Annotated in this window: 25 protein-coding genes; 9 read left to right on the top strand and 16 right to left on the bottom strand. The window is 58.1% G+C overall.

The features are described from left to right. Window positions 1–35 precede the first annotated feature (35 nt). The 3 genes from yddG to OCH02_RS07735 all read left to right on the top strand — a co-directional run bounded on the left by yddG (window position 36) and on the right by OCH02_RS07735 (window position 2552). On the top strand, window positions 36–929 hold the full coding sequence (yddG, locus tag OCH02_RS07745) for an aromatic amino acid DMT transporter YddG (protein ID WP_261430657.1): 894 nt from the start codon (window positions 36–38) through the stop codon (window positions 927–929). A gap of 72 nt (window positions 930–1001) precedes the next feature. Beyond that, a complete protein-coding gene (locus tag OCH02_RS07740) occupies window positions 1002–1274 on the top strand; it encodes a hypothetical protein (RefSeq protein WP_174352580.1) in 273 nt (90 codons plus the stop codon). Between the two features lie 396 nt (window positions 1275–1670). Further along, window positions 1671–2552 carry a nucleoside-specific channel-forming protein Tsx gene (locus tag OCH02_RS07735; RefSeq protein WP_135316228.1) on the top strand — a complete coding sequence of 294 codons (882 nt, stop codon included), beginning with the start codon at window positions 1671–1673 and terminating at the stop codon, window positions 2550–2552. A gap of 55 nt (window positions 2553–2607) precedes the next feature. On the opposite strand, the gene OCH02_RS07730 is transcribed toward OCH02_RS07735, so the two are convergent. Next, the gene (locus tag OCH02_RS07730; protein WP_041418544.1) at window positions 2608–2787 is read right to left on the bottom strand and encodes a hypothetical protein; all 180 of its coding nucleotides are present in this window, start codon (window positions 2785–2787) and stop codon (window positions 2608–2610) included. Between the two features lie 459 nt (window positions 2788–3246). Here OCH02_RS07730 and OCH02_RS07725 point away from each other — a divergent pair, with 459 nt between their 5' ends. Both OCH02_RS07725 and OCH02_RS07720 read left to right on the top strand, forming a co-directional pair. Beyond that, window positions 3247–3681 (top strand): RcnB family protein, encoded by a 435-nt coding sequence (locus OCH02_RS07725; protein WP_261430656.1) that lies wholly within the window; start codon window positions 3247–3249, stop codon window positions 3679–3681. 113 nt (window positions 3682–3794) lie between these two features. Further along, the gene (locus OCH02_RS07720) at window positions 3795–4325 is read left to right on the top strand and encodes a chorismate mutase (RefSeq protein ID WP_261430654.1); all 531 of its coding nucleotides are present in this window, start codon (window positions 3795–3797) and stop codon (window positions 4323–4325) included. Between the two features lie 9 nt (window positions 4326–4334). On the opposite strand, the gene OCH02_RS07715 is transcribed toward OCH02_RS07720, so the two are convergent. The 4 genes from OCH02_RS07715 to hutC form a co-directional block, all read right to left on the bottom strand. Beyond that, window positions 4335–5870 (bottom strand): serine hydrolase domain-containing protein, encoded by a 1536-nt coding sequence (locus tag OCH02_RS07715; protein ID WP_261430653.1) that lies wholly within the window; start codon window positions 5868–5870, stop codon window positions 4335–4337. Between the two features lie 270 nt (window positions 5871–6140). Further along, the gene (gene hutG / locus OCH02_RS07710) at window positions 6141–6944 is read right to left on the bottom strand and encodes an N-formylglutamate deformylase (protein ID WP_261430652.1); all 804 of its coding nucleotides are present in this window, start codon (window positions 6942–6944) and stop codon (window positions 6141–6143) included. After that, complete coding sequence (gene hutI, locus OCH02_RS07705; RefSeq protein WP_261430651.1) at window positions 6941–8164, bottom strand: imidazolonepropionase; 1224 nt, start codon at window positions 8162–8164, stop codon at window positions 6941–6943. Before hutI ends, hutG begins: the two co-directional genes overlap by 4 nt. Before the next feature lie 158 nt (window positions 8165–8322). Continuing rightward, on the bottom strand, window positions 8323–9078 hold the full coding sequence (gene hutC, locus OCH02_RS07700; protein ID WP_261430650.1) for a histidine utilization repressor: 756 nt from the start codon (window positions 9076–9078) through the stop codon (window positions 8323–8325). A gap of 177 nt (window positions 9079–9255) precedes the next feature. On the opposite strand from hutC, the gene OCH02_RS07695 reads away from it, so the two are divergent. The 3 genes from OCH02_RS07695 to OCH02_RS07685 all read left to right on the top strand — a co-directional run bounded on the left by OCH02_RS07695 (window position 9256) and on the right by OCH02_RS07685 (window position 12258). Beyond that, window positions 9256–10626, top strand: coding sequence for a formimidoylglutamate deiminase (locus tag OCH02_RS07695; protein WP_261430649.1), 1371 nt, complete (start codon window positions 9256–9258; stop codon window positions 10624–10626). Further along, complete coding sequence (locus OCH02_RS07690; protein WP_261430648.1) at window positions 10626–11189, top strand: HutD family protein; 564 nt, start codon at window positions 10626–10628, stop codon at window positions 11187–11189. The genes OCH02_RS07695 and OCH02_RS07690 overlap by 1 nt, the downstream gene beginning before the upstream one ends. 67 nt (window positions 11190–11256) lie before the next feature. Further along, window positions 11257–12258, top strand: a complete 1002-nt coding sequence (locus tag OCH02_RS07685; protein ID WP_261430647.1) for a LacI family DNA-binding transcriptional regulator — start codon at window positions 11257–11259, stop codon at window positions 12256–12258. 237 nt (window positions 12259–12495) lie between these two features. Here the strand turns inward: OCH02_RS07685 and OCH02_RS07680 are convergent, their stop codons facing one another. The 8 genes from OCH02_RS07680 to OCH02_RS07645 form a co-directional block, all read right to left on the bottom strand. Continuing rightward, the gene (locus tag OCH02_RS07680) at window positions 12496–13938 is read right to left on the bottom strand and encodes a glycoside hydrolase family 32 protein (RefSeq protein ID WP_261430646.1); all 1443 of its coding nucleotides are present in this window, start codon (window positions 13936–13938) and stop codon (window positions 12496–12498) included. Continuing rightward, complete coding sequence (locus OCH02_RS07675; RefSeq protein ID WP_261430645.1) at window positions 13935–15194, bottom strand: MFS transporter; 1260 nt, start codon at window positions 15192–15194, stop codon at window positions 13935–13937. The genes OCH02_RS07680 and OCH02_RS07675 overlap by 4 nt, the downstream gene beginning before the upstream one ends. 173 nt (window positions 15195–15367) lie before the next feature. Continuing rightward, entirely contained in the window at window positions 15368–16678 is a 1311-nt protein-coding gene (locus OCH02_RS07670) for an MFS transporter (RefSeq protein ID WP_261430644.1), read from the bottom strand. A gap of 131 nt (window positions 16679–16809) precedes the next feature. After that, the gene (locus OCH02_RS07665; protein ID WP_410001239.1) at window positions 16810–18108 is read right to left on the bottom strand and encodes a c-type cytochrome; all 1299 of its coding nucleotides are present in this window, start codon (window positions 18106–18108) and stop codon (window positions 16810–16812) included. Next, window positions 18105–19721 (bottom strand): GMC family oxidoreductase, encoded by a 1617-nt coding sequence (locus OCH02_RS07660; protein ID WP_261430643.1) that lies wholly within the window; start codon window positions 19719–19721, stop codon window positions 18105–18107. The genes OCH02_RS07665 and OCH02_RS07660 overlap by 4 nt, the downstream gene beginning before the upstream one ends. Next, window positions 19714–20235 carry a sorbitol dehydrogenase family protein gene (locus OCH02_RS07655; protein ID WP_261430642.1) on the bottom strand — a complete coding sequence of 174 codons (522 nt, stop codon included), beginning with the start codon at window positions 20233–20235 and terminating at the stop codon, window positions 19714–19716. Before OCH02_RS07655 ends, OCH02_RS07660 begins: the two co-directional genes overlap by 8 nt. Before the next feature lie 34 nt (window positions 20236–20269). Beyond that, on the bottom strand, window positions 20270–20725 hold the full coding sequence (locus OCH02_RS07650; protein ID WP_410001245.1) for a GlcG/HbpS family heme-binding protein: 456 nt from the start codon (window positions 20723–20725) through the stop codon (window positions 20270–20272). 143 nt (window positions 20726–20868) lie between these two features. Next, the gene (locus OCH02_RS07645) at window positions 20869–21756 is read right to left on the bottom strand and encodes an NAD(P)-dependent oxidoreductase (RefSeq protein ID WP_261430641.1); all 888 of its coding nucleotides are present in this window, start codon (window positions 21754–21756) and stop codon (window positions 20869–20871) included. A gap of 107 nt (window positions 21757–21863) precedes the next feature. Here OCH02_RS07645 and OCH02_RS07640 point away from each other — a divergent pair, with 107 nt between their 5' ends. Further along, entirely contained in the window at window positions 21864–22994 is a 1131-nt protein-coding gene (locus OCH02_RS07640; RefSeq protein ID WP_261430640.1) for a transposase, read from the top strand. A 65-nt stretch (window positions 22995–23059) separates the two neighbouring features. On the opposite strand, the gene OCH02_RS07635 is transcribed toward OCH02_RS07640, so the two are convergent. From OCH02_RS07635 to galB, 3 genes are read right to left on the bottom strand one after another with little or no spacing between them, the layout of a single operon-like run. Continuing rightward, a complete protein-coding gene (locus OCH02_RS07635; RefSeq protein ID WP_261430639.1) occupies window positions 23060–24151 on the bottom strand; it encodes a 4-oxalomesaconate tautomerase in 1092 nt (363 codons plus the stop codon). A gap of 1 nt (window position 24152) precedes the next feature. Then, the gene (locus OCH02_RS07630; protein ID WP_261430638.1) at window positions 24153–24866 is read right to left on the bottom strand and encodes a 4-carboxy-4-hydroxy-2-oxoadipate aldolase/oxaloacetate decarboxylase; all 714 of its coding nucleotides are present in this window, start codon (window positions 24864–24866) and stop codon (window positions 24153–24155) included. Beyond that, entirely contained in the window at window positions 24863–25606 is a 744-nt protein-coding gene (gene galB, locus OCH02_RS07625; RefSeq protein ID WP_410001238.1) for a 4-oxalmesaconate hydratase, read from the bottom strand. Before galB ends, OCH02_RS07630 begins: the two co-directional genes overlap by 4 nt. Between the last annotated feature and the right edge of the window lie 36 nt (window positions 25607–25642).

The following is a 25642-nucleotide window of genomic DNA, read 5'->3' as shown; positions in this document are numbered from 1 at the left end:
AATACCGATAAAAAATAACCGATTGGATCACCGCCATGCCTTCACTCCCCGTTTCGTATAAAGCCACTTTGCTCGGTCTGCTGGCAATCCTGCTGTGGAGCAGCGTGGTTGGCCTGATCCGCAGCGTCAGCGAAGGGTTGGGGCCCATTGGCGGTGCTGCGATGATCTACAGCGTCAGCGCGGTTTTTTTGCTGTTAGCGCTGCGCCTGCCAAACCTTCGTCAGTTTCCGCGTGCCTATCTGATCCTCGGCAGTCTGCTGTTTGTCAGCTATGAGATCTGTCTGTCGCTGTCGCTGGGCTATGCCAACACCCGCCTGCAGGCCATCGAAGTAGGGATGATCAACTACCTCTGGCCCTGTTTCACCGTACTGATGGCGCTGGTGTTTAACGGACAAAAGGCCAAATGGTGGCTGTTGCCCGGACTATTACTGTCATTGTTCGGTATCGGTTGGATCATGAGCGGCGAGGGCGGTTGGTCGCCGGCGCAAATGCTGGCAAACGTGCGCAGCAATCCATTGAGTTATTCGCTGGCCTTCGGTGGCGCGATAATTTGGGCGTTATATTGCAATCTGACCAAGAAAATTGCCCAGGGCCATAACGGCGTAGTGCTGTTTATTACCCTGACCGCCGTTGCGCTGTGGGTGAAATACGCCTTTAGCCACGAAAGCGGCATGCAGTTCACCCTGCCGGTGACCCTGACGTTACTCTGTGCCGGCATGGCGATGGGCGCGGGGTACGCGGCATGGAATGTGGGTATTTTGCACGGCAATATGACGCTATTGGCGACGGTGTCTTATTTTACCCCGGTGCTGTCGGCAGTGTTTGCCGCACTGGTATTGAATACCGCACTGACCGCAAGTTTCTGGCAGGGCGTGCTAATGGTGACTCTGGGATCGTTAATTTGTTGGCGTGCAACCCGAGGAAACTAACGGAAATGATCCGCCGGTTGCCCAATGTTGAACTAGAATCTAACTAGCAGACAAACATGAAGGAACATAACAATGAGAGACGATATCCAATTCATTCAACAGCCAGAGATTGACGGTGGAAGTTATATGCGTGGTGATACCGTGCGCCTGACTACTGCCAATCTGCGCCATGAATATCAGCTTGATGTCAGCATTCTGCGCCGGGAAGACAAGCTGATTTATGGTTCGGTGATCGCCGCCGCGCCGAAGGTGGATATCCCGCCCAAGGAGTGGGAGATCCAGCCGGGGCAAGAGGTGGTGTTCCGTAAGGAAAATATCGCCAAAGCGATACCTTCAATTAGCTGAATCCTGGCAAGTGTTCCGCCGTATCCTCCGTTTTCCTCAGCAGTATTCCCAAGAAAAGCCGGTGCTAAAAACACCGGCTTTTTCATTTCTACGACAGACCCGGTAACTTTTTTGTGCTGAGCACAATTGGCACAGAAACTGCTTTAAAAATCACCGTGCATGATAAAAATCACAGCGATCGTGAATTTTCATGAAACATAATTTGACAAATGTGAACGCAATCGATTACCTATTCGCGAAATGCATAACTGGATCACAGATTCTTACACCCGGTGATTTCTATAATGCGCGCGTCGCCAAAGAAGTTTGTAAGCGGAGGCAACGCCAGGTGTCGTCAGACTCATTGTCATCTTTTCTAACGGGCAGGAAATGGCCCTTTAAGCATGTGGTAATAAAATGAAAAAAATAGCTCTCGCAGCAGGTATCCTGCTCGCAGCGTCTTACAGTGCATCATCAATGGCTGATAGCAAAGACAGCCAATACGTCTCGGATTGGTGGCACCAGAGCGTTAACGTGGTGGGTAGCTACCACACACGTTTCGGACCTCAGTTGAACAACGATGTTTACCTGGAGTACGAAGCCTTCGCTAAAAAAGATTGGTTTGATTTCTATGGCTACGTCGATGTGCCTAAATTCTTCGGCGTTGGCAACACCCCGGACCGCGGCATCTGGGACAAGGGCTCACCGATGTTTATGGAGATCGAACCTCGTTTCTCTATCGACAAACTGACCGGTACCGATCTGAGCTTTGGTCCATTCAAAGAATGGTACTTCGCCAACAACTACATCTATGACCTGGGCCACGACACCGACGGCCGTCAGAACACCTGGTACATGGGTCTGGGCACCGATATCGAGACCGGCTTGCCAATGAGCCTGTCGATGAACATCTATGCCAAATACCAGTGGGAAAACTACCAGGCTGCCAACGAAAACAGCTGGGATGGTTACCGCTTCAAGGTGAAATACTTTGTGCCGCTGACCCAACTGTGGGGCGGCAATCTGAGTTACATCGGCTTTACCAACTTTGACTTTGGTTCCGATCTGGGCAAAGACAGCAACTGGACCGACGGCACTGGCAAACAGGTCCGCACCAGCAACTCGATCGCTTCCAGCCATATTCTGGCGCTGAACTACGATCACTGGCACTACTCCTTCGTGGCTCGTTATTTCCATAACGGTGGCCAATGGCAGGATGGGGCAGATATTGGTACCCCGCAGGGTCCAATCAAATCTACCGGCTGGGGTTACTATCTGGTTGCCGGTTATAACTTCTGATTTTCCGTGGTATCAGAAACAGAAAACCCCGCTTTGGCGGGATTTTTTTTCGTCATCACTGCACTTGTTCAGCGGGTAAATGTCGCACCGGCATAAATAATCGTCCTTTGATTACGTGGCATTCATTATCAATCCAACTGATGATTTGTTCACGGCTCACGCCTTCGGATTGCGCGTAGCGGTGAAGATCGCCATTAAAGTGCTGCGTGATGTATTCCATGAGGGTCATTTGCATGTCTTTTGCTCCTGAACGCCCACCCGTTGCCAACTGGCCACCGCGGGAGGTTAAGGTTTCTCAGACGCTGAATTTAAAGTATTGGCAACCAAATCTCAACAAAAAGCACCGTATCGGTGCATCTGATGTCTAATTATTGGTAAAAAGAATCCCGCACTGAGTGGCGGGAAATCGTCCGAATTATCATTCTGGATGATAATAAATGATTTGAGGTGCGACGAAAAAGAGCAAGCTAACTCTTTTTTGTGACACTGCCAAACTACGGCAAGGCCTATTTCGCTGCAAGAAAAATTTCGGTTTAAAATTCGGTTTTATCGAATTGTTTTGCGCTGGAATAATCTTTCGTAACATTACCTGCCAAAGGTCTCTAAATGGGATCACACTCTCAGAGCTTTCCGTATGCTTTATAGGGGAAATTAGGCTTATAGTGACGCAATAACCCGTGCAGGAAGTGACATTATGAACAAACGTCGTACTACTCTTACAGTGCTGGCGCTGATTGCTTCGTTGGGCCTGTCATCCGCCCCGGTTTGGGCCGATAAAGGAGGCAACGGTAACGGTCATGGCCACAACGGTAATCAGGGTAATAAAGCCAAGGGCAACGAGAACGACCAGGGGCTGGTTTCCGTCAGCATTTCCCGCGATCGTGCACGTTCACTGGCGCGAAACTATGGTTTGACCGGCTACCGCTCTTTGCCGCCGGGGATTGCAAAAAATCTGGCGCGCGGCAAGCCGTTGCCTCCGGGCATCGCCAAGAAAATGGTGCCATCGCCCATGTTGCACGAGCTGCCTTACTATCCGGGCTATGAATGGCGTATTGCCGGTGACGATTTGGTGCTGGTAGCACTGAGTACTGCCCTGGTGGCCTCGGTGATCAACGGCGTATTTAACTAAGTTACGCTTTCCGTTTTAAAGCCTCGCTTCGGCGAGGCTTTTTATTTGCCTGAAGCAGGGGGAACGTGGTGAACTCTTTTCCAGGTTATTTTCGAGAAGATAAGGGAATTGTCATGTTCAGGACGTTATTGATTGCCTGCTGCCTGGTCAGCTTTTCCGCGCTGGCGGACGGTGGTGCAGCGCTCGGCGAACTGGTTAATCAGCGGCTGGCTTATATGAAAGACGTTGCCGGTTACAAGGCACAACAGCATCTGCCGATCGAGGACTTGGCGCAGGAGTCTAAAGTGCTGGCTGGCGCGCAAGCAGAGGCAAATCGCCTGGGATTGGATCCGCTCACGGTACGGCCGTTTATCCTGGCGCAAATGGATGCCGCCAAGGCAATTCAGTACCGTTTCCGCGCAGACTGGCTGGCACAACCGGAAAGTGACTGGCAGCCGCGCCCGCTGGATAGCGTGCGGCCGCAGATTGCCGAACTCAGCAGCCGCATTTTACAGCGGCTGGCGCAGCAGTTGAAAGCCGGCCCGCTGACCGAAACTGCCCGTAACAGTTTCATCCATGCTCTAACGCAGACTAACCTCAGTGAGGCCGACAAGCAGCGGCTGTTTACCGCCTTACTGGCCGTTCGGGCCCGCAAACCGGGGTGATCAGCAGGATTAATCGCCACCGGCACCGCTACGCTGAAAGGTCAGCACCCGGCTGCGATTGGCGATCAAGTCCACGCTGTAACCACGAAAGTACAGGCAAAAACGTTTCTGCCACGGGCCGTCACTGCTTTCGACCAACATGCGGCCCTGACCCAGAGAGCTGATAGTGCCGTACTGCGCTGCGGGGCCCACGCCGATGTGTACCTGGTCACCGCAAATTTCAAAGGCGGTGCGGTATTGCGGGTGATACCACAAACCCTGCACGTGTTTCAGACACTCGCGGTTGGTCGTTACCGGCAGGAAACGGCGCGCCACGTGGCAGACTTCACCCTCAACCGCTTCACCGGTCCATTTCAGCCGCATTGGCATATGGGCGGAAAGCGAGACCGCGTAGCCGTCATCGGCCTGATACAGCGATTCATCACTCCCCATATAGGCGACATTGCCGTCCTTCACTTCCAGCCAGTAGGGATCGGCCACCGTGGTGTAAATGCCATCGGGAATGGCGCTGCTGCGTTGCGGTAGTGTTTCGCCCAGTAAGGCGGCCATCACCTGCAATGCCATACCGAAACTGTCGCAGTCCTCGCGGTTAGCCACCAGCGCAACACCGGCTTGCCGATCGGGTGCCAGCAGGAAGTAGCTTTTGTAACCGGCGTGGGAACCTCCGTGTCCCAGCAGACGATGTTTGCCGAGCGGGGTTTGCGCCAGCCCCAATCCGTAAGCGCTCAGTTGGCCCTGATTGAGATGACGCGGGGCGCTCAGTTGCGCCAGTACGCCGCGCCCCGGCCCCTGATCGGCCAGAAGCGTTTGCAACCAGCGAGTGAGGGCATTGGCGCTGCCGGTCAGACTGCCGGAGGCGGAGAGATGCAGGCCGGCACTGGCCAGTTGCCAACCCTGTTTTGAACGCCAATAACCGGGGGTTAACCCCGGCACCACGTCAAACCAGCTCTCTGGCGCCCGCAGCTGCACTTTTAGCGGCTCGGCGATGTGTTGCTGCACCAGTTGGTCAAAGTCATACCCCTTGGCTTGCAGCGCCGCCTCAACCAACCGGTAGCCGGTATTGGTATAGGTTATTTCGCTGCCGGCCGGATAGTTCAGCCCGCCAAGCCCCTGAAGGAACTGCATCACCGGTTGTGCTTCGCTGCGGGTATGTACCGAGATGCCCAACAGCCCGAGGGTTTCACGCACGTCAGGCAGCCCACTGGTCATGTCGAGCGCCTGGCCGACAGTGACGTCCGCCAGCGGAACCAGTAGCTCAGGCAGCAAGTCGCCAAGGCGGTCATCCAGGCTCAGGGCGTTGTCGGTGGCATTCAGCGCCAGCGCGGCAAAAATATGCTTGGTCACCGACGCGTAACGCACCACGCTGTCGGCGGTAAAAGGCGTGTTTTGTGCCAGATCGGCCAGACCGGCGCTGGCGCACGCCTGGATCTGTGCGGCGTTGAACAGGGTAATGGCGCCACCGGGCTCGCCGCCGTGCTGCCAGTCAGCCAGCAGCCGCTCGGCGACAGCCTGCGCGGCGCGCCAGTTTAGTGGGATTTCAGACATACATCGCCTCCAGAGTGAGTTCCTGATTTGTGCCTCAGCGGGCTTTTCGCCAGATTGTCGCGTACCGCGAAATCCCTGTGCCGCTGTTTTGTGCGCTGTTCCGACCAGATAGGCAGATTTTCGGTCAAAACTGCGATGCAGTACGCAAATCGAAACGGTGACAGGGAGGCGGTAGCCGTGTGCCAGAAAATCAGCCGACAAAAAATTGCTGTTCGGAGGGCGTGGTGTCTGCGGGGCAATAACGCGGCCCCGCAGCAGGGTCGAAAAGGGTTAACGCGGCGGGTCGTTCCAGGCAAGCAGGCTGTCGATCATTTGTTTCAGCAGGCGTTGCAGGGAGGCCGCGCGCTGCGGATCAAAGGCAAAGGGATACTGCTCGGACATGTAGTTCACCTGCGCCAACTCCAGTTGGATCGCATGCTGCTGCTGGTGCGGTTGGCCATAAGCGCGAGTGATATAACCGCCCTTGAAGCGGCCGTTAAGCACGTGGGTGAACTGCTGTTGTTGTTCACAACAGGCAACCAGACGGTCGCTCAGCGCCGGGGCGCAGCTTTCGCCGCCGTTGGTACCCAGATTGAGATCCGGCAGTTTACCGTCGAATAAACGTGGGATCACCGAGGCAATAGAGTGCGCATCAAACAGCAGCGCGTAGCCGTGTTTAGCCTTTAACCGCGCCAGTTCGGCTTGCAACTGCTGATGGTACGGCTGCCAGATCTGCTGCAGATAGCCGGCCCGTTCCTGGTCAGAAGGCGCCTTGCCCGGCAGAAAGCTCGGGCGGCCGTCAAACAGCACGTCCGGGTACAGGCCAGTGGTGGCGGTGGTATACAGCGGCTTATCGTCCGCCGGGCGGTTCAGGTCAATGACAAAGCGCGAGTAATTACCGACTAGCACGCTGGCGCCCATCGCACGGGCAAAGTCATATAACTGCGGGATATGCCAGTCGGTGTCGGGCAGGGGGCGAGCTTCCTCGGTCAAACCGGCCTCAACCGCCGGAGTGAGCCGGGTTCCGGCGTGGGGAATGCTGATCAGCAGCGGCAGGCTGCCGGCGTGGAAATTAAAAGGATCGCGAATGGTCATTGACGTACTTCTCCTCGGAAAATCACCGTACAGGGCAGTTGTCCACCCAACCAATAAGCCAGTTCAGCCGGTCGCGACAGCGGCCAGTGTATAAAGTCGGCCACCTTGCCGGTTTCCAGCGTGCCGTGGCTCGCCTGCAGGCCCAGCGCTTTCGCCGCGTGGGTCGTTACGCCCGCCAAAGCTTCTTCAGGCGTCAGGCGGAACAGTGTGCAGGCCATGTTGATCATCAGGCGCAGCGACAGTGCCGGAGAGGTGCCTGGGTTGGCGTCGCTGGCAATCGCCATCGCCACGTTGTGTTTACGGAATAAATCAACCGGTGGGCATTGGGTTTCGCGCAGCAGGTAGTAAGCGCCCGGCAGCAGCACCGCAACGGTACCGGCGTCGCCCATCGCCCGGGCATCCTGCTCGGTGGCATATTCCAGATGATCGGCGGAAAGCGCATGGTGCTGCGCCGCCAATTCGCTGCCTCCCAGCGCGGAAAGCTGTTCGGCATGCAGTTTTACCGGCAGTCCGGCGGCTTCTGCGGCGGCAAACACTCGCGCTACCTGTGCCGGCGAGAACGCCAGATGTTCACAAAAGGCGTCAACCGCGTCAGCCAGCCCGGCGGCTGCGGCCTGAGGAATGATGGTGTTGCACACCAAATCGATATAGTCGTCGGCCCGATTGGCATATTCCGGCGGCAGTGCGTGCGCCGCCAGGCAGGTGGTTTTCACCTCTACCGGCAGCAGTTCGCCCAGTCGCCGCGCCACGCGCAGCATTTTCAGTTCGCTTTCCGGCGTCAGTCCATAACCGGATTTGATCTCCACGCAGGTCACGCCTTCCGCCAGCAGAGGGCGTAACCGGAACAGAGCCTGTTCCAGCAGCCGTTCTTCGTCGGCATCGCGGGTGGCCTTGACCGTGGAAATGATGCCGCCGCCTTGAGCGGCGATCTCGGCATAGCTCACGCCGTTCAGGCGCTGTTCGAACTCTGCGCTGCGGTTGCCGCCGAACACCAGGTGGGTGTGGCAGTCGACAAAGCCCGGCGTGATGATGCCGCCGTCGAATTTCACCCTTTCATCTGCGGTAAGCGTCGCCGGCAGCGCGTCATATTCGCCCAGCCAGACAATTTTGCCGTCGCGCGTGGCGATCGCGCCGTTGCTAAGGGTGTGATACTTGCCGTCGCGCATGGTGACGATGTCGGCCCCATACCACAGGCTGTCGCAGTGAGTCTCAGAAGTCATGGCTTTTCTCCGCCGGAGCCTTGGCTCCCACATGGTTGTATATACAATTAAAAACAACCTAGCGCATTCATTGAGTTGTCACAAGAGGCGGGATAAAAATTTGTTATCGGGATGTGATCGTTGTGGAAGGACGGGTGCCAAAGCAGCACCCGCCGGGCTCAGACTTCGCTGGTGAAGCGGCCAAACAGTTGATAGCGGCTGCCGGGGTACAGCAGGCGCGCCGAGGTCACGACGGTTTTGCCGGACCAGGTGCGGCGATGGATCAGCAGGCCGGGTTCGTGGTCTTCCAGTTGCAGCAGTTCGCGCTCATGGTGGGTTGGCACCACGGCTTCCACGATGTGCTCGCCTGCGGTCAGCGGGGCGGCCTGCGTCAGGTAGATATAAGGCGTGACGCGATCGAAATCCTGCAGCATGTAGTCGGGGGCTATCAGAGGATTGACGCAGCGGTCTTCCACCTGCACCGGCAGGTCGTTTTCATAATGCACGATTTGCGAATAGAACAGCTGCTGGCCGGGTTGAATGCCTAGCGCCAGCGCTTCTTCTTCACTGGCCGGACGGGCCTTTAGCTGCAGGATCTTGCTGCTGTGGCGGTGGCCACGGGCGGCGATTTCGTCGGCGATGTTATGCACTTCCAGCAGCGCGGTGTGCGCTTTGGCTTCGGCGACAAAGGTCCCGACGCCCTGCATGCGGATCAGGAAACCTTCGGTGGTCAGTTCGCGCAGCGCACGGTTGATGGTCATGCGACTGACGCCAAGCTCGGCCACCAGTTCACTTTCCGAGGGGACGCGTTGGTGCGGTAACCAGTGGCCGGCACGGATTTGGTTTACGATCGCCTGCTTGACCCGTTGATAGATCGGGGCGGGGGTATCGCTCATGGCAGCAGCCAGTTGCAGCACGGTCTGTTGATCAACCAAGACGTTAACCTCGTCAAATAAAAAAATAATAACACCAGTTTACTGTTGGTGTCGGCGTATGTATATGTATATACAACTAAGGGCCGGTTCGCCACAGCAATGCGATGGGCCAGTGCATTTTTCGGATGCGCGATTATCGCGCGTTATTAGCCGTTACACTAACAGTGGAATTCTGCCATGCCTGCTTATTTTGCCTCACGTGCTCTGCTTCCTGAAGGCTGGGCGCATAACGTTCGGCTGGACGTTAATGCGCAAGGTCACCTGACACAGGTGACTGCCGATGCCGATCCTGAGGGCTGCACCCGACTGCACGGCGACGTAGTGCCGGGTATGCCGAACCTTCACTCTCACGCCTTTCAGCGCGCGATGGCCGGTCTGGCGGAGGTGGCGGGCAATCCGCAGGACAGTTTCTGGACCTGGCGCGATCTGATGTACCGCCTGGTACAACGACTGACGCCGGAGCAGGTCGAGGTGATCGCCCGTCAACTGTATATCGAAATGCTGAAAGGGGGTTATACCCAGGTGGCCGAGTTCCACTATCTGCATCACGGTGCCGACGGCAATCCTTATGCCGATCGTGGTGAAATGACCGGGCGGCTTAGTCAGGCGGCGGCGCAGGCGGGGATCGGCATGACGCTATTGCCGGTGTTGTATAGCTACGCCGGGTTCGGCGGTCAGCCCGCCCAGTCTGGGCAAAGACGTTTTATCCAGGATGCGGACGGCTATCTGGAACAACAGCAGGCGATCGCGCGGCAGTTAGTGGATCAGCCCCTGCAGAACCAGGGCTTGTGCTTCCACTCGCTGCGTGCGGTGGAACTGGGCCAGATGCAGCAGGTGCTGGCGGCATCCGATCAAGCGCTGCCGGTGCATATCCACATCGCCGAGCAGCAAAAAGAGGTCAATGACTGCCTGTCCTGGAGCGGTCGCCGTCCGGTGGCCTGGTTGTATGAGCATCTGCCGGTGGATAGCCGCTGGTGTCTGGTGCACGCCACCCATCTTGATCGGGACGAACTTGAGCAGTTGGCACGCAGCAAGGCAGTGGCGGGCCTGTGCCTGACCACCGAAGCCAATCTGGGCGACGGTATCTTCCCCGGTGATGCTTATCTGCAGCATCAGGGCCGCTGGGGTATAGGTTCCGACAGCCATGTGTCGCTCAACGTGGTAGAGGAGCTGCGCTGGTTCGAATACGGTCAGCGCCTGCGCGACCAGCGGCGTAACCGCCTGACCACGCCAGAGCAGCCTGCGGTAGCTGACGTGCTTTACCAGCAGGCCCTGCAGGGTGGAGCGCAGGCCTGTGGCGCGCCGATCGGTCGTTTGCAAAGCGGCTACCGTGCCGACTGGCTGGTGCTGGACGGTGACGATCCTTACCTGGCCGCTGCGCCGGACGCCTCCATTCTGAATCGCTGGTTGTTTGCCGGGGGGAAAGAACAAATTCGCGACGTGTTTGTCGGCGGCCGTCAGGTGATCGACCAGGGGCGTCATAGGTTACAGCAGCAAAGCAGCACGGCGTTCTTGCAGGTGCTGAAAACCTTCCAGCAGGAGGCATAATGAGCCTGACGCGTTTTGATTTTGCTGCGTTGCCGGTCACGCCGTGGCGCAATGGCGGCGGGGAAACCCGCGAGATTGCCTGCTGGCCGCCGGAGGCTCAGGACTTTGACTGGCGCGCCAGTATCGCTACCATCGCGCAGGACGGCCCGTTTTCGGCGTTCAACGGCATAGATCGCTCTATCACCCTGCTGGAAGGTGACGGTGTCCACCTGTTCAGCGCAGGGCAGATTGATCATCATCTGGCACAGGTCGGCGAACCGTTCGCATTCTCCGGCGATGTGGCGCTGCAGGCGACCTTGCTGGGGGGCAGCAGTCAGGATTTCAATATCATGACCCGGCGCGGGCGCTGGGCTGCCAGGGTGCAACGCGTAACAGCGGCGACCACGCTGCCGGTGCAACATGCGGGCGTGCTGTATGTGTTGCAGGGACGTTGGGTTTTGGGTGACGGTGTCACTTTGACGGTGCGTGAAGGTGGCTGGTGGGCGGCAGGTGAGCACTCCGGTTCGCTGACGCCGCTGACGGAGGATAGCGTTATTCTGTGGGCCGACATCACACCCGGCTAAAGCGGGCTAGAGTCCGGCGCTAAGTTGTGGGATTATCTGATTTTCTATTCCACACAGAGAAGGGCGCATGGCCTCGCTGAAAGACGTTGCCAAACTTGCCGGGGTATCGTTAATGACGGTATCCCGCGCCATCAACGAGCCCGACAAACTGCGGCCGGAAACCTACCAACGCGTTAAGCTGGCGATTGACCAACTCGATTACGTGCCCGATCTCGCGGCGCGGCGTATTCGTGGTGACAGCAGCCGGGTGCAAACGCTCGGCGTGCTGGCACTGGATACCGCGACCACCCCCTTCTCGGTGGACATGATCCTGTCGATTGAAAAAACCGCGCGTGAACACGGCTGGAACAGCTTTGTGGTCAACTTGTTCGCCGATGACAGCGCGGAGCACACCATTGATCTGCTGTTGGCGCATCGGCCGGACGGGGTGATTTTCACCACCATGGGGCTGCGGCAGGTGAGTCTGCCTGCCAAATTGCTGGATAAAAAGCTGGTGCTGGCCAACTGCGTCTGCCCGGAACATGCGGTTGCCAGCTACATCCCCGATGATGAGCAGGGGCAGTACGATGCCATGCGCACATTGATCGCCAAAGGCTATCGTGCGCCGCTGTGCATTCACCTGCCGGAAAATACCCTGGCGGCCGGGTTGCGCCGCCGTGGGCTGGAGCGCGCCTGGCATGAGGCGGGGGGCGACGTTGACCAGTTGCGGCAATATCATCTCGATCTGACCGACGGTGACGAGCGTTACCGCGACAGCGTGGAACTGCTGGAACGGCACTTTTCGCCGGGGCAGCGCGATTGCGATGTGGTGGTGTGCGGCAACGACCGGGTGGCGTTTATGGTCTATCAGGTGCTGTTGGCGCAGGGCTGGAAAATCCCCCAGCAGGTCGGGGTGCTGGGGTATGACAATATGGTCGGCATTGGTCAACTGTTCCTGCCGCCGCTGACCACGGTACAACTGCCGCACTACGAACTGGGCCGCCAGGCGGCGCTGCACCTGATTAATCAATGGGATCATCGGGAGACGCGAAAAGTGGCGTGCCCGCTGCTGCTGCGCGAGTCACTTTAATCAATCAGGGCGCGCTATATGTGCCTTGTCAGATTACTAAGTTGCCTTTAAGGCTGAGATACCCGGGCCTAGCGCACCGAGGGGCCATTATGGGACACATTCATGTGTCCCACCCTACGGGCCGACTGGAAGTCGTTCCAATTTGCTCCCGGCAAATTGGTCGGCGGACAAGCCGCTACGACCCCATCGGCACGCTCTCCCTAATAGCGGACGTTCCCAATAGCCTGCAAAAAAAGATCAGTCCCAGATACTCTCCAGCTCCCAGGCCTGCAATGCAGTAAACTGCGCCAGTCCGCTTTCGGCAAACAGACTCACGCCGCGTTGGCCGTCGGTCGGGTAGATGCGGCTGGTCAGACAGGCCGCGCCCTGATTGACGAACACCTCCAGCGATGAACGATCAATAAAGACTCGCAGCGACAGTTCGTCCCCCTCCGGTAGGGGAACGCTGCGACAACCGCACAGCCCTGGCTCCTCACTAAACCTCTCTACCACCAGGCGATGGGCCTGATTGTCGACGTACAGCCTCGCCGCGTTGCCGATAGTGATGCCATAGCGTTCGGCTTTGCTGTTGGCCAGGTTCAGCGTCAACATCAATTCTTGCACTTCGCCGTCCAGAGCCTGCCGCTGGTTGCTCAATGTGACTGCAGCAAACGAATGTTGCTGACCGCGCAACGCCGTCAGTTCCCGTGCCGGGTTCATCAGCACATTGCCATCGGTTGCCAGCGTCAATTCGCGCGGCAGGGTAAGTGCACCGGCCCAGCCGTGCGCTTTGCTCGGCATGGGGGATTCCCACATGTCCATCCAGGCGAACAGCATGCGACGGCCATCGGCGGCGGTGAAACTTTGCGGCGCATAGAAATCGTGCCCGTTGTCCAGCTCGCAGAAGGGCTGTGTGACGCCAAAATCCTCACCCGGCAGCCAGTGACCGAGTAAATAGCCGCTCTGGAAGCGGTTGCGATTCCGGTAACCCTGGGCCGCCAGCCCCTGTGGTGAAAACAACAGAACCTGTTTTTCGCCCAGCGGGAAGAAGTCCGGGCACTCCCACATAAAGCCCTGACTCAGCGTTTGCGCTCCGCTCAGCACGCGGTCAAACTGCCAGTCGCGCAGGTCGCTGGAGTGATAAAGGCGCGCCTGTCCCAGCCCGTTCTCTTTGGCACCGACCACCATCCACCAGCAGTCACCGGCTCGCCAGACTTTCGGATCGCGAAAGTGTTGAATGCCTTCCGGCGGCAACAGCACCGGCCCGTGTTTAACAAAATGGATCCCATCCTCGCTGGTGGCCAGGCACTGAACCTCGCGCACCTGATCGTCATCACCGGCTTTGCCCAGCCAGACGTGGCCGGTATAGAGCAGCGTCAGTACGCCGTTATCATCTACTGCGCAGCCGGAGAAACAGCCGTCCTTGTCATAGTCGTCACCGGGGGCCAGAGCGATCGGCTGGTGCTGCCAGTGCGCCAGATCCCGGCTGGTGGCATGGCCCCAGTGCATCGGCCCCCAGTTCTGGTCGTAAGGGTGGTGCTGGTAGAAAGCGTGATAAACGCCGTTAATACACACCAGGCCGTTGGGATCGTTGATCCAGCCGGCGGCCGGGGCCAGATGAAAGCGCGGGTAGTAGAGATCCTGACGCTGAGCGCGCAGGGCTTCGACCGCATGATCGGCTTGAGCTAAGGCATTTTTCATTGGGTTGGCTCACTTGATTTTAACGTGGATTGAAATTGAGGAGTGCTGGCGACGGTCTCGCCGCGCAGCAGGAAGCAGGAAATCAGCGTGGTGCCGGCCACCGCGCAGCCCATCAGCAAATAGGTGTCGGCAAAGCCGATGCGGTCGTAACCATAACCGGCCAGCGGTGCCAGAAAACCGGCGACGATTTGGCTGATAAACTGGAAGCCCACCAGGTACAGCGTGGAGGACAGTCGGCTGTCGAAACGGGTGGTGATGTACTTGAACATCGCCACCAGCAGGATTGGCAATTCTACGGCGTGCAGCAGTTTCATGGCGGAAATCATCAGTGCGCCGCTGGCAAAGCCGGAACCGACCATGCGCAGCGCCATCACGCTGCTGGCCAGCAACAGGCTTTGCTTTATGCCAATGCGGTTGACCAGTAGCGGGGCCAGGAACATGCCGCCGGCCTCCAGAAACACCTGTAGCGAATTGAGGAAACCGTACATGCGGTTGCCTTCTTCGTGGGTGGGGAACTGCGAGGCGAAATACACCGGGAACTGCTGGTCAAACACGCCGTAGATGCTGGTGCCCAGCACAAACACCACCAGCGCCCAGAACCCAGGCAGGCGCAGCAGGGCCAGTGCGTCATGCAGCTTCAGGTTTTCCGGCTTGCCGTATTCCAGACCGGCCATGGCGTTGGGTTTCAGCTCGCGCACTTGCCATAGTAGCAGCAGAAACACCGCCGCCGAGGCCGAGGCGATCCAGAAGTTGATATTGGGGTTGATATTGTAGTTAAAGCCGGCAAAGAAGGTCGCGCTGGCCCAGCCCAATGACCCCCACATGCGCGCCCGGCCGAATTCGAAACCGACGATGCGGCTGACCCGTTCGGTATAGGATTCCAGCGCGCCAATACCGGCATTGAACGCCAGGCTGACAAACACGCCGCCCACCAGTGCGCCGACCACCAGATTGCTCTGCAACAGCGGGGCGTAGACGTAGATAAAGAACGGGCCGGTGAGCAACAGCAGCACGCCGACAAACAGCAGCAGGTGCTTACGCAGCCCAAGCTTGTCCTGAATAAAGCCGTACAGCGGTTGGGCGCACAGCGCCATTATCGACATTGCCGCGAAGATCAGCCCGGTTTCTGTCCCTTTCAGGCCGATTTTCTGGTTCAGCCAGATAGAGATCAGTGAAAAGCTGGATGACCAGGTAAAGAAGAAGAAAAACAACAGGCCGCTGAGGAGCACATAATATTTTTTTGTTTCGCGGTTCATGTGGAATGCCCTGATGGATGAAATTGGCTCTATTGTTAACGTTAACTTCGCACCAAATAAAGCGTTCAAAGTGAGGGATTGCGATGTTAATCACAAAAGTTAACGTTAACATTTTGCGGGTGTGATCAAAATCACCCTAGGGAAAATGGGGCGCGCAGGGCGCCCGACAGGGATTAACGTTCGTTAAGCGAACGCAGATGATCGTCGCGTCGCAGGGTCAGCAGCGCAAACAGGCTGACCACTGAGGTGGCTACCACGTAGTAGGCCGGGATATCGAGGTTGCCGGTCTGCTTGATAAGCCCGGTGATGATTAGCCCGGCGGAGCCTGAGAACACCGCATTGGACAGTGAGTAGGCCAGCCCCAGACCGGTATAACGCACCTGGGTGGGGAACATTTCTGCCAGCATGGCCGGGCCGGGGCCCGCCAGCAAGCCGACGACCGCACCGGCAATCATCACCGCGATACCTTTGGTCAGCAATGAACTTTGTGGGTCCTGCAACAGGTGCAGCAGCGGAAAGGTAAACAGGATAACCGCCACCACTGCCGTCAGCATCACCGTTTTACGTCCCAGCTTATCGCTGAGGATACCGGCGGGCAGAATGGTCAACGCAAAACCGACGTTGGCCAGCACCGTGGCGACCAGTGCCTGCTGGAAGGTGGCGTGCAGTGAGGTTTGCAGGTAGGAGGGCATGACGACCAAAAAGGTGTAACCGGCGGCGGACCAGCCCATCATGCGGCCAATGCCCAGAGCAATGGTTTTTGCTACGCCGCTCAGTTTTACTGCCGGTGGCTGCGTCGCCCGGCTACGGGTTTGCTGTGCCTGGGTAAAGGTCGGCGTTTCCTGCAGTTTCAACCGCAGCCACAGTGCTACCGCGCCCATTGGCAGTGCCAGCAGGAAGGGAATGCGCCAGCCCCAGTCGTGCAGCTGTTCCGGCGTCAATAACGCGGCTAGCAGTGCCACCAACCCGGCACCGGCCAGCAGCCCGAACGCGACGGTCAGCGATTGCCAGGCACCGAACAGGCCGCGTTTGCCCTTGGGTGCGAACTCGGTCATCAGCGACACCGCGCCGCCGAACTCACCGCCGGCAAACAGCCCCTGGAACATGCGCAACAGGGTCAGCAACAGCGGGGCGGCGACGCCAATAGAGGCATAGGTGGGCATCACGCCGATCAGCGCCGTGGCTACCGTCATCAGCAGCAATACGGCAATCAGCGTCGGTCGGCGACCAATGCGATCGCCGATGCGGCCGAATATCACCGCGCCGATCGGCCGACAGAAAAAGGCCAGTGCAAAGGCGGCGTAGGTGAGGATCAGGCTGGTGATTTCGCTTTCGCCCTGCAGGCTGAAAAAGTTGGCGGCGATCACGGTGGCGAGAAAACCGTAAACGCCGAATTCATACCACTCGATAAAATTGCCGACCGATCCGGCCAGTAATGCCTGCCGCGACTGACGTGCGTCAATCACCGTCGTTTGTGTGCTCATCCCATTCCCCGGTATTGGAATTATTGTTACTCCGTTCTAAATTCTTATGGCAAAACAATCAATTATTTTCAGCGGGAACTGTGAGGGGGGATCACCAGGGTAAGTGCGGCATTACCCTGGTGGGGTTGGCATCAGGGTTTGTCGCCCTGTAAAACCGCCGGTGGCTGGGGGAGTCCGGCGTCAGCGCGCAGTTTCTGTACCTGTTTGGCACTGACGTTGGCCGCCGCCGGGTTGCCGAACTGAATGCTGACGTAATTACTCAGCTGGGCAACCTGCGAGTCGCTCAGTTCGCTGGCGAAAGACGGCATCAGGATCTCCCCTTGCTGCATGTCGCGGTGCACACCATTGAGGATCACCGAAACCAGGTTATTCCCTTCGGCCGCGCCGGTGCTGCCATGGTTAAACAACGATGGATAGGCGTGGAACCCTTTGCCGATGCCGCCACCTCCCGCACCGTGGCAGGTGGCACAGTTGCCGTTAAACAGCGTGGCACCGTCCTGCGGGGAGCTACCGTTACCGCGCCGGTCAAGATAATCCTGTGATGCGTTGCCCCAACTGTCCCGTGGTCGGCTTTGCTGCGCATCGGCGATGGCCGGAACGCTGCGCAGATATACCGCGATCGCCTGCAGATCCGCCTCCGGCAGGTACTGCAAACTGTGTTCGACCGCCTCGGCCATTGGGCCAGACGCCGACGCACGGCCAGGTGCATTGCCGGTTTTCAGGTAACCGACCAGATCCTGCTGTGACCAGTTGCCGATGCCGGCGTTTTTGTCTGGCGTGATGTTATAGGCGGTCCAGGCGCCGAGATCGCCACCGGCGAAAGCTTTGTCGCTGTCCATGCCCATGGTGAGGTTCCGCGGGGTATGGCAGGTGCCGCAGTGGGCCAGGGCTTCGACCAGATAACGGCCCTGATTCCACTGGGCGCTCTGGGCTGGGTCTGGCTTTAACTCACCCTGGTCAAGATTGAACCATTTCCAGAAACGCATTCCCCAGCGCTGGTTGAACGGGAAGGAGAGATCGGTTTTCGGCGTGGCCTGTTTTACCGCCGGCAGTGACAGCAGATAAGCCTTGATCGCCAGCACATCGTCGCGGGTCATTTTGGTGAAGGCATCGTATGGCATAGCCGGGTATAGCTGGCCGCCATCTTTGCCGATACCGTCACGCACCGCCGCAACAAATTCCTCGTCGCTCCAGTTACCGATGCCGAACTGTTTATCGGCGGAAATATTGGTGCCATAAATCACGCCGAACGGCGTATTAACTGGATAGCCCCCGCCAAACGCCGGGCCGCCCGGCGCGGTATGGCAGGCGGTACAGTCGGCGGCGCGCGCCAGATATTCGCCGCGTTTGATCAGTTCTGCGCCATTAGGCTGAGCCCACAGAGGGTGACTGAACAGCAGTGGCAGCAACGCCAATAAGGTTTTTTTCACGCCATGCCTCCTTTCAGGCTGTCCAACACCCGGTCGGCCATATGCAGCGCCAGCGCGACGCCGGTCAGGGTTGAGTTAACGGTCGAGGCCGAGGGCATCACGCCGGTACCGGCGATAAACAAATTAGGGTGATCGTGGCTGCGGCAGTCGCCATCCACCACCGAGTCGCTGCCGCTGCGGCCCATGATCATGGTGCCGGTGATATGCTGGTTGTTGTCATACAGGCCACGTTTGCTGTAAATCGCTTCACTACCGCCCATTTGCTTGACGATACGCTGAAAATCGAGCATGGACTGGTCGTAGCCACGGTGAACATACTCCGGGAATTTGTAGTACACCTCCAGCTTGGGAATGCCCCAGGCATCCTTTTCGGTTTGACTCAGCTGAACGCGATTTTCCGGTTCCGGCAGCATTTCCAGCAGGCATTTCAGCTGGATATAGCGCTCGGACTGGAATGCCAGCTTGTCGTTCAGCGCTTTGCCGTAGTAACCCTGACGGATCAGTCTTTCGGTCAGATAACGTACCGGTGAGGTATTGGACACGTCAACACGCAGCGCCGAGCGTTCAGCCCGGAAGGCGCCATCACGCAGGTTGTTGATGCTACCCGGGCGCATTGGACCGCGGCCAAACCAGACAGGTTCATCAGCGTAGAACTCCACCGAACTGCCGGGGTGGTCCATCAGGTTGCGGCCCACCATGCCGGAGCCGTTGGCGATACCGTTCGGGTAGCGTTCACTGGTGGAAATCAGCAGGATTTTTGGGCTTTCGATACCGTTGGCGGTGAGCACGAAGCGTTTGCCGGTGACGCGATGGCTGACCTTGTTGCGGTCGAGATAATGCACCGCCACGATCTGTCCCTGTTCATTTGCCTCAATACGATGAACCACGGCATTGGCAATAATTCGCGCCCCGGCTGCCAAGGCTTTACGCGCCGAAATACCGCCGTGATACTGTGCGTCGATCGGGCAAACCGGCATGCAGTTATTATTGCCGCAGCAGGCCGGGCGGCCGTCATAAGGTACACTGTTACGCGCCTGCGGGCCGATGCCCACCTGGTAACCCAGCCCTGCGATGCGCTGTTTAAGGCGTTCAAAACCGTAAGGCAGAGGGATGCCGGGCAGCGGGTAGGGGCGTGAGCGCGGTGAGTCCAGTTCGCTGTCGCCGGACACCCCCATCTGGTACTCCGCTTCGCAATAATAAGGTTCCAACTGTTCATAACCGATTGGCCAGTCGCGGCCGACGCCGTACAGGGTTTTTATCCGCATGTCGTTTGGCAGCAGGCGAAAAGCCTGCCCGGCCCAGTGCCATGTGGTACCGCCGACGCCGCGCAAATATTGGGCGCGGTACGGATCCGGGCCTTTCTGGATCAGATAGTTGTTGTCCGTCGGAATAAATTTCGGCTGTGGTGCCCAGGGTTCGGGTGGGTAGGGTTCGGTGAAATCACCTTTGAACGGCGAGTTGCGAAACAACTCGACGGCCTCATCGCGTTTGATTTCCGGCCCGGACTCCAGCATTAACACCGAAGCTCCGGCCTGCACCATTTTCAATGCCGCCAACGAACCGGCGATACCGGCGCCAATCACCACAACATCGGCATTTAATGAATCAGACATGCGCCGTCTCCTTACGCGGGGGATGAGTCCAAAAGTTGGGTTCGCCAGGGCAATAGCTTGGCGGCATCAGCGAGTTGCGCACCCGTTGGTAACTGAGGATATTTTCAAACGCGATACAGATTGGCCTGGCCGGATCGCCGATCACGCCGAGATACCAGCCGCTGATGAGTGACTGGTACAGCGCAGTGAGGGGGGCAGGCTGGCGCTGAATCAGCGCGTGGAAGTCTTCGCCAGTCAGATCGGCATGCTGCGCCATCAAAGCAGCCAGCGTGTCAACCTGCTGCTCAAGCTGCGGGAACAGGGGCTGCAACGCGACATAAAGTCGCAGCGCCAGGTGCGGATCCGGCAGGGGGATGTCGGTCAGCAGGCGCGAAATAGCCAGAAAGTTGTCCGGCATAGTGCCAGGTTGCGACTGAGCAAATACGGCGCGGCCCAGCAGGTTTTGGCTGACAACGCCAACCGCCCACAGACTCGCCGAAGCCAGCACCAGCCGGCGGCGTGAAATTGAAATCAAAATGAGTTCCTCAAGCGGGAAGGCCAGGCTGGGCTTATTTCAGCGTCCCGGCGGCGGTTTGGGACGCCTGGTTGTCAATCTCCTGCTTCGGCGTACTGACACCGACAGCACCAACAACTTCGCCGTTCAGCGTCAGTGGATAACCGCCGCCCAGCGCTACCACGTGCGGAATGCTCAGTACGGTGATTTCACCGTTTTGCAGTCGCTGCATAAATTTCAACGTGGGGGCACGATACAGCGCGGAGGCCCGCGCTTTACCGATGGAGGCATCAACGCAACCGAGCGGGGCACCGTCGAAACGCTGGAAGGCCAGCAACGTGCCACTGCTGTCGACCACTGCTACGCAGCCGAAGCTGTTTTGCGATTTCAGTGTTGACTGCACGCTGGCGATCGCCTGATTTGCCTGTGCGTTATTGAGTTGCGCGGCGGAGGCCGTGCCGGCTAATGCCATCAGGGCAATGGCGCAGAAGGAAGAAGAAAGACATTTCATCACATGGTTTTCCAGTGCAAAGAGGGCGTCGTAGCCCCCGAAGAGGTAAATGGTTAGCTTGCTATGAATCATTTGGTACAAAATACGTCGTTATGAGATTGTTAACAATGTTCGGCGTGTGAAATATTTTGGTTTTTTTGATGTTAATCACCGCCCGGATAAATTTTGCTCAATGCGGTTTGCCAAACGAAAGGCGTCAGTTCCGAATAGGCCAGCCTTTGGGCGCTCATGGCGTCCACCAATCCCTGTTGGCTGGCGACGGTCGCCAGGCTTTGGTGTGGCTCAATGCCAACGTCTCGCAGCGTTTGCACCACTTCACGCATCTCCTCGGCACGGCGCTTACCGTGCTCCGCAATCCGGCTGATCAGGTAGTGGGGCAACTGCTGGTCCCAACCCAGTGACGGGAAGCTGGCGTGCAGGGAATCCAGTACCGGTTGTTCGACACCGTAACGCTGGGCGGCGAGCAGGCATTCGGTGGTCAGGGCTTCCAGCCCCTTGATCATGACGCTGCGACACATTTTGATTGCCGAGGCCTCCCCGATGTGAGAGCTGTAGACCTGGCTGTTGAACCCCAGGGCGTTGAGCTGGGTGCTAACCGCCATGGCCCCGTTTCCGCCCAGCAGCAGGGGCGTTTTCAAACGCTTGGGTGGAACCGGGGCCATCACCGCGACTTCCACGTAGACCGCGCCGCTGGCGCTGATTGCCTCGGCGGCGGCGCGTTTGGTATTGGGGGCCGCAGAGTTGAGATCGAGAAAAGTTTGGCCCGGGTGCAGCAACGGCGCGCACTGCTGCGCAACCCTTAGCGTATTGGCGGCGGTGACGGCGGAAAACACCAGCGTTGCACCGTCCAGCGCCTGTGGCAGCGTCGCGGTGAAGTGAGCCCCGCAGGCCGCCGCTTTCTCTGTCATTGCCAGTGAGGCTTGTGGGTCAAAAACACTGACGGTAATGTTTTGCGCGCGCAGTTCCTGCGCCAGAATGCCGCCGACTTCACCAAAGCCGATTAACGCTACCGAGGGGAGAGCTAAGCTCATCAGAGTGCCTCCGGGAAACCTAGGCCTTCAGGCCGGGGAGGAAAGGAGGCGGTTTTCGAGCTAACTTCTTTTTGTCTTTTCACGATGGCTCCTGTAATTTTGTACATATGAAACGCGCATACAAATACCGATTCTATCCAACAGCCGATCAGATTGAGCTTTTGGCTCAAACGTTCGGCTGTGTGCGTTTTGTCTATAATTCAATCCTTCGCTGGCGTACTGATGCTTACTATGAGCGCCAGGAGAAGATCGGCTATCTGCAAGCTAATGCGCGGTTAACCGCGCTTAAAAAAGAGCCTGAATGCGCATGGCTCAATGACGTTTCCTGTGTCCCCTTGCAACAATCGCTACGCCACCAACAGACGGCCTTTTCTCACTTTTTTGCAGGTCAGGCTAAATATCCAGCATTCAAAAGCAAACGCCACAAACAGGTCGCTGAATTGACCGCCAGCGCGTTTAAATATCGTGATGGCAAGCTGCATATGACTAAGAGCAAAGCCCCATTGGACGTGCGCTGGAGCCGTGAACTCCCATCCGTGCCGTCAACCGTCACTATTTCCAAAGATGCAGCCGGACGATATTTCGTTTCCTGTCTGTGCGAGTTTGAACCCGTATCACTGCCCATTTCCGCTAAAACCGTGGGCATTGATGTGGGCTTAAAGGATTTGTTCGTTACTGACGCTGGATTTAAACAAGGCAATCCCCGCCATACCGCTAAATACGCGGCTCGCCTGGCGCTACTTCAGCGCCGTTTAAGCAAAAAAGCGAAAGGTTCGAAAAACCGCGCTAAAGCCCGCTTGAAGGTGACCCGACTCCACGCGAAAATTGCCGATTGCCGCATGGATAACTTGCACAAGTTGTCCCGCAAACTGATTAACGATAACCAAGTTGTTTGCGTTGAATCCCTGAAAGTAAAGAACATGATCCGCAACCCTAAGCTGTCGAAAGCGATAGCCGATGCAAGTTGGGGCGAGTTTGTGCGCCAGCTCGCATACAAGGCTGAATGGGGCGGGCGTTCACTGGTCGCAATTGCCCCGTTTTTCCCGTCCTCAAAGCGTTGTAGTTGTTGCGGCTTCACCATGAAAAAATTGCCTCTTGATGTTCGTAAATGGAATTGTCCGGAATGCCAGACAAGCCATGACCGTGACATTAATGCGGCACGGAATATAAAAGCTGCCGGGCTGGCAGCGTTAGCCCACGGAGAGTCTGTAAATCCTGAATCGCATCAAGCGGCTTAGGTTCGACTCAGTGAAGTGGGAATCCTCGCCCTTTAGGGCGGGGAGCAGTCAAGGATGCTCCTTGATTATTGAGGCCATACCGCGCCGGGAATACAGACTTCACCGCTAAAAATCAGTCGTGCGCTGCGCAGTAAACCGGCACCGAGTAGCGAGGCCGCGCCGCTTTGGGTTGGATCGCGTTGGAGCAACACGCTGAACTCGCCGCTGGGGTGTTCAACGCTCAGACGCAGTTCTGCGCCATCGCTGACCTGGGCCAGCCCCTGGGTGACGCTGCCGGGGATCAGGCAGGCGGTGGCAACGCTGACCGCGCCCAGAACGCCGATAGAGGCATGGCAGCGGTGCGGAATGAAGGTACGGCTGCTGAGGGTGCCACCGTGACGCGCTTCGGCAATCAGGGTCATTTTGGGGACCGTGCGCCGGCTGACATCACCGAGGTTCATTTTTGGCCCGGCCTGCAGGCGGATGCTCTCCAGACGGGCTTTCAGCTCTTGATCGGCATCCAGTTGTTCGCGGGTTTCATAGCCACTGCGGCCGACCTCCGCCGCACGCAGCACCACCACCGGCATACCGTTGTCGATGCAGGTCACCGCCACGCCGTCAAAGCTGTCCTGCGGATTGCCTGTCGGCAGCAGCGAACCGCAGCTGGAACCGGCAATATCGCTGAAGGTCAGCACGATTTCCGCTGCGCGGCCCGGTACGCCATCAATGGCCAGGTCCCCGTCGTATTGCACTTCGCCCCCGGGGGTGGCGATGCGGGCCAGAGCAATCTGCCCGGTGTTCTGCATGAAGATCCGGACGTCGGTCGACGTGGGGCCGGGCTTGACCAGCCCGCGTTCGATGGCGAACGGAGCCACCGCCGCCAGGATATTGCCGCAGTTCTGGCCGTAGTCCACCTGCGGTTGGTCAACGCTGACCTGGGCGAACAGGTAGTCGACATCGGCGTCGTCACGCTGTGAGCGGTTAACGATCGCCACCTTGCTGGTCAGCGGATCGGCGCCGCCGAGGCCGTCAATCTGCCGCAGGTCGGGGGAACCCATCACCGCCAGCAGGACTCGATCGCGTTGGTTCGGGTCGGCGGGCAACTCCCCGGCGAGAAAGAAGGCTCCTTTGGAGGTACCACCGCGCATCAGTAAACAGGGGATCCGGCGTTGGCGCATGTTAATCCTCCAGCAGATCCAGTGAGTCGTAATATTTCAGGCCTTTTTCCGCCAGCCGTGGGCGCATTTGATAGATATCCAGCCCCAGTTCGCCTCCGGCCATGCGCAGACGTTTGCTCTCTTCCAGCTCGGCACGCTGACGGCTGGCTGCCAGCACCTGTTCTGCCTCGGTTTGTCGCACCGCCACCACGCCGTCGTCATCGGCGATCATCACATCGCCGGGATAAATCAGTTGTCCGGCGCAAATCAACGGGACGTTGACTGAACCCAACGTCTCTTTCACCGTGCCCTGGGCATACACCGCCCGTGACCAGACCGGAAAGCCCATTTCCCGCAGGGTGCGAGTATCACGCACGCCGAGGTCGGCGATCAGGCCGCGCACGCCGCGCGCTTGCAGTGAAGTGGCCAGCAAATCGCCGAAGTAGCCGTCACCGCACGGGGACGTGGGGGCGACTACCAGAATGTCGCCGGGGCGACATTGCTCCACCGCCACGTGAAACATCCAGTTATCACCGGGGGCGACCAACACCGTCACCGCGCTGCCGGCAATTCCGCGATCCTGCTGAATGGGGCGAATTGCCGGGTCCAGCAGGCCTTTGCGGCCTTGTGCTTCATGCACCGTGGCTACGCCAAATTCGGCCAGGGCATCCAGAGTGTGGGCGTTTGCCCGTGGGATATTGCGGATCACCACGCCTTTTTTACCGATCGGGCTCATGCCAGTTCTCCCGTCACGCGCGGGAAGATGCTTTGGTAGCCTTCGCCGTAAACGATATTTTTGCTACTGGTGATGCCGACGTTGCGTTTGGCCTGCACGCCGCGCTGCTGGGCGACGCGGGTGTAGTATTCCCACAGGTGCTCCTGACCGGCCATACACTGGATCGCCTGGTATTTTTTGTCCCAGACGTCGGTGATATCCAGCAGCACGTCCGGCTTCCATTCGCATTGTTCCGGCTGATGCGGTTCGAACAGGTACACCGGTGGTGCACCGACGATGGTTTCACCTGGGCGATAGCCTTCTGCCTGAGCGATAATGCGGGCTTCCTGCGTCAGGTGGCTGGCCAGCGGGTGATCGTAGTTGTACGGATCTTTTTGCGAATGGGTCAGCACAAAGTGCGGCTGTACTTTTCGGAATACGTCGGCCAGACGGAACAGCGCCTCTTTATCGGCCCGTAGCGGATAGTCACCCATATCAAAGAATTCGATGCTGGCGCCCAGGATCTCGGCGGCGGCGTGGGCCTCCTCGCGACGGGAGGCTTTCACTTTGTCCTCGGTCATCTGGCCTTTACGCCACAGCTTGGCGGATTCTCCTCGCTCGCCAAACGACAGGCAAACCACGTGGACCTGATAGCCAAGTTGGGTATGCAGGGCAATCGCGCCGCCGGCACGCCAGACAAAATCGGCAGAATGGGCGCTGACTACCAGGGCGGTTTTGTTTGAAGATACTGAGTTCATCATCGGATTCCTTGGGTCGGTGTAATGACTTCATGCTGT

This window comes from Serratia quinivorans, assembly GCF_946227985.1.
In the GTDB taxonomy this organism is placed as follows: domain Bacteria; phylum Pseudomonadota; class Gammaproteobacteria; order Enterobacterales; family Enterobacteriaceae; genus Serratia; species Serratia quinivorans_A.
Note: the sequence above shows the minus strand (reverse complement) of the source record. Positions and strands in the feature narration are given on the sequence as shown.